This is a genomic window from Porphyromonas sp., assembly GCF_030529325.1.
Lineage (GTDB): Bacteria > Bacteroidota > Bacteroidia > Bacteroidales > Porphyromonadaceae > Porphyromonas_A.
On record NZ_JAUMXC010000015.1, the window covers coordinates 39,466 to 48,527 of the forward strand.

The 9,062-nt window shown below is 43.1% G+C and carries 6 protein-coding genes and 1 pseudogene; all 7 read right to left on the reverse strand.

The window, feature by feature from the left end; genetic code table 11:
- Positions 1 to 78: 78 nt before the first annotated feature.
- Positions 79 to 1,608, reverse strand: coding sequence for a RagB/SusD family nutrient uptake outer membrane protein (locus Q4A14_RS03895; RefSeq protein ID WP_303170076.1), 1,530 nt, complete (start codon positions 1,606 to 1,608; stop codon positions 79 to 81).
- A gap of 14 nt (positions 1,609 to 1,622) precedes the next feature.
- Complete coding sequence (locus Q4A14_RS03900; protein ID WP_303170077.1) at positions 1,623 to 4,847, reverse strand: SusC/RagA family TonB-linked outer membrane protein; 3,225 nt, start codon at positions 4,845 to 4,847, stop codon at positions 1,623 to 1,625.
- Between the two features lie 650 nt (positions 4,848 to 5,497).
- Entirely contained in the window at positions 5,498 to 6,019 is a 522-nt protein-coding gene (rplI, locus tag Q4A14_RS03905) for a 50S ribosomal protein L9 (protein WP_303170079.1), read from the reverse strand.
- A 62-nt stretch (positions 6,020 to 6,081) separates the two neighbouring features.
- Positions 6,082 to 6,351, reverse strand: coding sequence for a 30S ribosomal protein S18 (gene rpsR, locus Q4A14_RS03910; RefSeq protein ID WP_303170080.1), 270 nt, complete (start codon positions 6,349 to 6,351; stop codon positions 6,082 to 6,084).
- A gap of 2 nt (positions 6,352 to 6,353) precedes the next feature.
- Entirely contained in the window at positions 6,354 to 6,707 is a 354-nt protein-coding gene (gene rpsF / locus Q4A14_RS03915; RefSeq protein WP_303170084.1) for a 30S ribosomal protein S6, read from the reverse strand.
- A gap of 169 nt (positions 6,708 to 6,876) precedes the next feature.
- On the reverse strand, positions 6,877 to 8,052 hold the full coding sequence (locus tag Q4A14_RS03920) for an OmpA family protein (protein WP_303170081.1): 1,176 nt from the start codon (positions 8,050 to 8,052) through the stop codon (positions 6,877 to 6,879).
- A gap of 19 nt (positions 8,053 to 8,071) precedes the next feature.
- Positions 8,072 to 9,062, reverse strand: a pseudogene (locus Q4A14_RS03925) (hypothetical protein); the annotation flags it as partial.

A 9,062-nucleotide genomic window follows, 5' to 3' on the forward strand; every position in this document is an offset into this window, starting at 1 on the left:
GAAAAAATGGTGGCAAGTCATTTGACTGACTTACCACCATTGCTTTTAATTTAGAAAACTCTTAAACTAAACCTCTAATTATAGATTAAGTCCCAAGTTAGGATTGTTTAGTCTTTCATTTTCAGGAATCTTGAAATACATCCTCTTATCATCGTAAGGGATAGAGATTTCACGATTTTCTGCATCGAAACGAATCTTACCGGTGTGTACTGTTGCCTTGAAGCGCTTCAAAGCCAAGTAAGACTTACCTTCGCCGACAAACTCAAGTCTGAACTGCTTGTAGATTTCATCCTTAAGAGCCTGACCTGTAAGAGCATCAAGATAAGAAAGGTCTGTGATTCTTTCCTTTAGGAAGTTCTTAAGAACAGCCTTAGCTTCATCATCCTTGTTCAAGAATGCTTTTGCCTCAGCATTCAAAAGATGCATTTCACTGACTCTCATGTAGATATAGTCCGCATCGATTGCTCTCTGGCCTGAGATCTTTCTGTCCGCGTGGAAGAACTTGTTATAAGGGACATTAATGAAAGCCTCGCTTCCGAAATTTTTTCTAAGGTCTCCGAATTGTTTTCTACGAACATCATCCTGTCTCATAGAGTCATAAAGTTTGTCATCGATGCACTTAGGCTCACCTGCAACAGCGTATGAGTATGTAAAGATGTCGCACTGTCCCCACCAAGAGTAAAGGCCAATATTCATAGTAGGATTGATGTCTGTACCCCACATAACATCCTTCACATTGACATCATTGAAACCACCTCCGGTCTTAGTCACCGGATCATAAACGACTTCCGCAGCAGTCATAGGAGCATAGTCGGGTTTCGCCATCAACTCCGCAGTCAAAGTCTCAACCTTATCGTATTGTCCCATTGCTGCATAAGTAAGAGCAAGGAATGCAGATGCAAGGTCAGCGTTAAACTGAGACTTGTTTGCACGTTGGAAGTCAGCAAGGAGAGTTTTTGCCTTCTCCAAGTCAGAGATAATAAGATCATAAACTTCCTTCTGTGTAGAAACAGGGTTGTTTACCTTAACGGTAGTCGTATAGATAGGACACAACTGATCGTTCGGACGATATTCGGGAGCGAATAGCTGTGCCAAATAGTAGTAAGCGTGACCTCTCATCACCAACGCCTGACCCATCTGATGTCTTGCAGATGTCTGCGAGGCCTCAAATTTTGCATCTGCGCCACCCATAGAATCGATAATACCATTAGCCGTAAAGATAAGACGGAAATAATACCTCCAAGGTGTATAGTGGTTGATGTTTGTATAGTCTACTGTTGATTTATACCTCTGGAGGTCACCATGCCAACCGTAGTCGTTTGCAGTCTTTATAAAGTCCCCGCAAAGGATATCCGTAAAGAGATCTATAGATCTCTGTCCAAAATCTGCGTCACCTGCAGTCCCCCCGGCTTTCGGAGTATAAAGCCATGAGTACATACCTGGGATAAGGCCCTCTATAATTTCTGCAGCAATGGCAGGATTTTCTGACATTTTTTGGAGTTTTGTCCCTGATACTTGTTCTGTCGGCTCTGTTTCGAGGAAGTCCTTTTTACATCCCGAAAGCATCAAGCCCACAGTAATGAATAGTATAAAATATCTTGTTTTCATAGTTTCAAATGTGTTTAGAAGTTGATGCTTAAGCCTGCAGTTACAGTGGTCATAGGATTATATGTAAGAGTTGAAGAGCCTCCGGACAATGATGTGGATGGATTGAAACCTCTTCTTGCACTCCACAATGCAAGGTTATCACCGGACACCCAAACTTTTAGATTCTTCACATTGACCGCAGACAGCCATTCTTTAGGAATATTGTATCCAAGTCTTGCATTTGCAAAATGTAGGAACGAGTTGGAAGTCAAGAAACGAGAAGATCTCGAGGCAACATTACTGTCCAATCCATTATTAAGTCTTGGAATATCTGAAGTCTTGTTTTCAGGAGTCCATCTGTCTCTCATATCCACGTGCCAGTTGCTCTTACCGACTTGCTCATTATCCATAAGAGTCGCATAAACGCCGTCATAACCATAACCACCCAAGCTATAGATGAATTGGAGGTTGAGCTCAAGACCCTTGAATCCGGCTGCCAAGCTGACACCACCACGGACAGTAGCAAGAGCACTCTTGCCGATATAGAACTGGCTGGCATCCTGATATACAGAAGTCACTGACTTACCGACTTTAGCATCAGGATTCTTATACAAGAACTCTTCATAACTTCCGATAGGAGCATCACCTTTAGAGAAAGTGCCATCTTCATCCTTATCCCAGAAGTACATTGTCCATTGAGAAAGACCGGTTTCGTCATCGACCCCTACATACTCTCTCATGTAGTAGTCAAAAAGGGATCTTCCTTTCTGACGACCATATCCACCCACAGAAGTATCGATATACTTAGGCTCACCTGTAGATGGTTCTATAGGCATTCTAAGCATCTTGTTGGACAAGAATCCGGCATTAACTTTGAGATCAAGGAAGTAATCCTTAGTCTTCAAAAGCTGAGCAGTCAAGTCAATATCGACACCCTGATTTTGGAGGCGACCATCGTTTACCTTGATGATGGCATAACCATTGGATGGGGCAACACGTCTGTCATAGATCAAGTCGGAGGATATCTTGTTATAATACTCCACACTACCGGTGAGATATTTGCCAAGACTGAACTCGACACCGAGCTGAAGCATGCTTGACCTTTCCCATGTCAAATCGGGATTTCCCTTAGTATCTAAGGCAAGTGCAAGATTTCCCCCATCATTCTTGATGTCATAAAGATCTCTACCCGCATAGTAACCAATACCATCCTGTTGACCGAGTGTACCATAACTTGCTTTAAGCTTAAGGAATGGAAGCCATTTTATGTCCTTCATAAACTCCTCGGCAGAGACTTCCCAAGCTAAACCCACAGAGCCAAAGTTACCCCACTTATTGTTGACGAAGCGAGAAGAACCATCTCGACGGAATGTACCGGAGATAAAGTACTTGTTGGCATAGTCATACATTGCCTGAGCGAAGTAACTTTCAAGTCTATACGTATCTGTACGTCCTGTAGGAGGAGTATCAAAAGCAATCGCATTGCTCAAATCATCATTGAATGGATCAACAAGATTCCTCTTAAGAACAGCATCACGTGTGAAAGAGTAATAGTTTGCTTCGTGAGCTCCGAAAGCCTCAATCGAGTGCTTGTCAAACTTCTTTGTATAGCGAAGAATACTAAGGAAGTTGTATGTAGCAAGATTGGTCATAACATGGTAGATGGTTCCCTTTGAGTTTCCGGAATCTCCGTACCATTTGTTACCTCTCTGCTTGTTGAAAGAGTTGTAGAATGTTCCTCCTAATGTATTTTCAAAAGTAAAACCATCCAAAAATCTCAAAACAACGTTACCATTGTAAGTCACCTCGTTACGCTCGGTTCTATTTGTGTTATAAATAGCATCTGCCAAACCATTTGAACGTCCCGAGAAACCACGACCATCACCATAATCAAACTCATACTGGTTGGCAAAGTATGGGCTCATGATCTTATTACCTTCCTTGTCTCTCGTATAAACAGGATAAATAGGAGGCATACCATCCACGAAATGGAAAAGGTTTGCAGAAGAATATCCTGACTGCCCGGAACTGTTTGATGCAGAGTTAGCATAAGACAAAGAAGCCTTAGCCTTCATCCAAGTATAAGGATTCATCTCAACGTTTAGACGACTTGTGATACGACTGAAGTCAGATCCCTTGTTGATACCCTTGTCAGAGAGGTAGCCGACAGACATAAATCCTCTCATCTTATCAGTACCTCCGGAGAGTTGCAAGTTGCCTTCTGTTCTATTGGAGCTTTGGAAAGCCTCATCCTCCCAAACTTCAGGGGTATATCTGCGCTCCAATCCTGCAAAAACTTTACCGGTTGTAGGATCTATAACCGCGTTAGGTTCTGCCTTGTAATAGTTATACTTTGTGTTGATTCCGGATTCTCCAAAGATGTTGTTAGACGCCCATACTCGTGCCTCTGCATCGCTTAGAGGATCTTTTTTTCTTTGCATTGCCAACATATGCAAACCGGACCAACCCATTTCAAGGTATTCATCCGGAGACTTGATGATATCGTGACGTGGCAACCAAACGGAATTGACACCATACTTGATATCTCCACTGATATTCATTGCGCCGCTACGACCTGACTTTGTAGTGATGACGATCACACCATTGGCACCTCTGGCTCCATAAATTGATGTAGATGCAGCATCCTTCAAAAGTGTAGTAGACTCGATATCTGCAGGGTTGAGAGAAGCTGTTTGACCCGAGAAAGGCACACCATCAACAACGATGAGCGGGGATCTACCGGCATTTACAGAGCCGACCCCTCTTACATAAAGGTCTGCTTCAGTACCGGGCTGACCATTGGTATTGACAACGTTAACACCAGGCACCTCTCCCGCGAGAGCCTGTGTAACGTTCGCAACGTTCTTTTTCTCAATAGCCTCGGCTTTCACCGTTACCGCAGAACCTGTAAATGATCTCTTGGTACCGGAGCTATAACCAAATGCCACAACTTCGTCAAGAGCTGTAGCTTCGGGTTGAAGGACAATCTTCAGATTTTTTCCAACTGCGACTTCACGAGTTTGCATACCCACGAAAGATACAATAAGGACTTTTTCATCCTGTGGAACAGTAAATTTAAACTTACCTTCCGGATTGGTGCGAGCACCTTTCTTGGAGGTCTTACCTCTTACGGTAGCTCCGATGATAGGCTGGCCATCTTCAGCAGAGGTAACAGTACCAGATACTTCGACCTGAGACTGTGCCATCGCCATACCCAAGCTCATCACAAGGAAAGCTAAAAGCAATGTAATTCTTTTCATAAAACGGACTTTTTGGGTTAATATTTCTCTATTTGAGTTGTTGATTAGTCTACTCCATATAATCCCTACGGTGTTCATACACAAAGCCTCCCCTTGGGATTGTCATCTACACATTGCATTGGTTAAAATAAGTTTAAATACGTTATGCAAACTACCAATTCAGATGAATACATATCGAAAACTCCGTATGCAAATAAACACTTATTCTGTCAATAATACAACTTTTTTCGATGAATATTTATACTATCCCTTGATTTTTAACCAATGAATAAGCGAAAAATCGTACCATATAGTAATCTGGTGATTTTATGGACAAAGAGCATTTATGTTAAAACAACGCAGTTCTCTTGATGAGGAATTCATAAAACACAATTATCAAAACATCTACATATATGTTTAAATAAATAAACCACTTCCGAGAAAAATATTTATAAAAAACAGTTACCCAACTTCTAAAAGCACATCCGATCGCTGATTCAATAAATCCATTTCATCATGGTAGCATCATCTATCCCTTCTGACACCCTATGAAGCAAACAACAAAAGAGTTCGAAAGCATCACCCCTCAGCTTCTCAGACACAAAAAGACAAGGGTGTCAAGACTCACGTCTTGGCACCCCTGTTGATTTTATAAAGTGTGGTTTTTTCTATTACGCTTCTGATGCAGGTTCTTCTACAGCTACTGAAGGCTCCTCAGCAACGGGAGCTTCTGCAGGAGCAGCAACTACTCCGCTTTCAGATTCGACTGTGAATGGAACTTCGACAGTTACATCCTTGTGAAGGCGAACCTTAGCAACATAGTTTCCGATTTCCTTGATGTTTGCAACATGGATCATCTTACGGTTAAGTTCGAAACCAAGTTTTTTGAGTTCTTCCGCAATCTGAATGTTTGTTACAGAACCAAAGATAGTACCTGTAGAGCTTGTCTTAGCTACGATAGTAAGTTTCACACCATTCATCTTGGCAGCTACAGCCTCAGCGTCAGCCTTGATCTTAGCCAACTTGTGAGCACGTTGTCTTTGGTTTTCAGCCAATACTTTCTGAGCACTTTCAGAGGCGATGACTGCAAGACCTCTTGGGATTAGAAAGTTGCGGCCGTATCCGGGTTTTACTTCGACGATTTCGTCCTTGAAGCCCAGATTAGCGATGTCTTCTTTCAAAATAACTAACATATTCTGTCTCCTTTATAGGTGAATTTTCCTGTTCTTAAATAACTTAATCTACCACCAACGGCTTACTTCATCAAGTCAGCCACGTATGGTAGAAGTGCCAAGTGGCGTGCACGCTTTACAGCTTGTGCTACACGACGTTGGAACTTGAGAGAGTTACCGGTAATACGACGTGGATAGATCTTTCCTTGCTCGTTGATAAACTTCTTGAGGAATTCAGGATCCTTATAGTCCACATACTTGATACCTGCCTTCTTGAAACGGCAATACTTCTTCTTCTGTGCGTCTACAGTGAGAGGAGTTAGATAACGGATTTCTGAGTTTTGTGCTGCCATGATTACTTATCCTCCTTTACAGTATTGTTAGACTTTAGTGATCTTCTCTTCTCTGCGTATTGGTGAGCAAACTTATCTTGGCGGAAAGTCAAGAAACGCAGGACTTTCTCATCACGACGGTAGTTTACTTCAAGAGTGTTGATGACAGTTGGAGCTGCCTTAAACTCAAGGAATACGTAATAACCGGTAGACTTCTTTGCAATAGGGTAAGCAAGTTTGCGTAGACCCCACTCTTCACGGTTCACAATCTCTGCGCCATTTGACTCAAGCAGACCTGCAAACTTATCTACCGCTTCCTTCATCTGATCTTCAGACAAAACGGGAGTTAAAATGAAAACGGTTTCGTAATTGTTCATCATAATGCTTTTATGAAGTTAATAATGATAAATTGTTTATCGAGGCACAAAGGTAAGAATATTTTCTTGATAACCTACCTATCCCACAACAATTTATCTATAAAAAAACGACAATAGACCGAAAAAGGGAGGAGAATACCTCTCCTCCCCTTTGATCTACCAGGTTTTATCAATATCCCCTCTTAGGTAGTTTGTTCCAGTAAGGCATGCGCACGATGAGTTCGATGGTTACCTTGCGGTCACCTTCTCTCACTTCGTGGGTGTCAGATGCCGGAATGGCTGCAATGCGCTTGCCTGCGCCACGACTCTTGAGCATATCTTTAAATACCCCTCTACCTTCCAAGGCTTGCACGATGGCTTCGGCTCTACGAGCCGACAACCTTTCGTTGTATGCCACAGATCCTCGGGCATCGGTGTGACCGGTGATGAGGAATCTGCTCTCGGGCATACCCTTAAGGATCTTTGCGATCTCGTCCAAAAGCGGCTCCGACTCAGGAGTGATCTCATAACGGTCAAACTCGAACGTAATATTGGAGAAGAGTTTGTACAACGGATCGCAATCCTTTTCGACATACTTGATGATTTCCTTTTCGACAGGAACGGTCTCTCGTACCACACGCTCGCGGTAGACAATCCGTGGTGCAGCTTCTTTTGTACTGCCGAATCGTATCATGACTCTCGCGATCACCTGTGGGAAGCTGAGACGCTTTGCACCCAAAGAGGTCATGTAGTCACCTTGGATGCCGAAGCCTACTCGGTCGTTGAACCAACTATTGACTCCAAAACCTACCGAAGGCAGGAAGAGGTGGCGTTCCATGTTGGCTTCCTTATTGAAAGCGTCGGAGTGTCCCCAACGCAATTCGTCATTGCGGAAGTTGGGCAGACTGCCTTGCTTGGCAAGTCCGAACTCCTTGTACATATAGTTTGCTCCGATGCGGAAGTAAGGCTCTACATATTTCTTCTTGAAAAGAGGGGTGAGGCGGAATTGCAAGCCCAACCCTCCGAGACCGAAAAATCTCTCGGCCTCCTTCCGGTCCGCGACAATCGCGGTCACTCTCCCAAGTGTCGCCTGCAAGTCGGCATAAAGCCAAGGTGTAAGTTCATGAGCCACGTAGAGATTGCCTCCAAACATGACATTGTGCAGACGAAGGGTATAGGCATCACCTTTTTCGGAAGAGTTATAGTTGCTCAAAGTCATCCTGCTTATATTAAGGAGATTGCCTCCGAGACCGATCTCCCGGCTTTTCCTGTCATGGACTTGATTAAGAATCATATTGGCATCTTGCGCAGCAATTCCTAAAAAAGTCCAAAGAAATAATTGTATCAGTATAAATTTCTTTATCATAATTTATTCTCCGGATAATTTATAAAGGGGGTTCACTAAGTCTGATTATCTGATTGGGAGAATGAACTTTTCCAGGACTTGTAGCCCAGACATTCCAAATAACATCTACATATTCAGCCCTACTTAGGTAAACAACACAAACACCATCATCTCTCGAAACATATAGAGTTTTAACCGGAGAGACAATATTTACTTCAACTTTTCTATAGTTGATTGTGCTCCCTTTTTCTGACTTTACCACAAGAGCGATCTTACCAAAAGTGAGCTTCTCTGGATCATCGAGACCAAGCTCTTCCAGCAACTCCTTATATTCTTCATTAGGTCTGTAATCATACGCGTCTACCAAAACCAGGATCTCCAATGGAGTTACCTTATTTTTCTCCTCAAACACAATGGATCCCAACCCCAAATGTTGCTGAGGAGAAGGCATTTTGTTCTTTGCCACAGCCCAAATGTGCACAACATGATCTTTTGAAGCCACGGGCACGATGATTGTACAACGTCCGTCATTATCAGCTGTTTCTGTATATATCTCGACAGCGAGTTCATCATCGTCACCGGGAGCATCATCCTTATAAGAAGTTGAACTCTGATAGAAGACCTTTGCGTCAGGCTCCGTCTTGATGTTGACTTCTGCATAGCGTATGGGGCCTACTGCATCCATAGGCTTCTCACGAAATGACAACACTTTGAGTTCAGTTTCGACATAAGGCGTACCACCCCCGATGCCATTTTCGCCGTCTTTACCCTTTAGATATGCCCAAAAGTCTCCAAGAGATACTCTATCGGTGGGCCATACAGTTCCGTCCTTGGTTATATTGCCGGCATTGACTTCTTCGACCCAAAGTTGATAAGCAGACTTACCTACACCATTTTCTCCTCGAGCAAGGATGTTGGTATTTTCACCATTGATGTACCAATAGCCATCCCTGATTTCAATCTTGTCACCCTTGCCGGTGTCCCCTTGGTCACCTTTAGCACCCGAGTCTCCCTTATCTCCTTTCGCACCA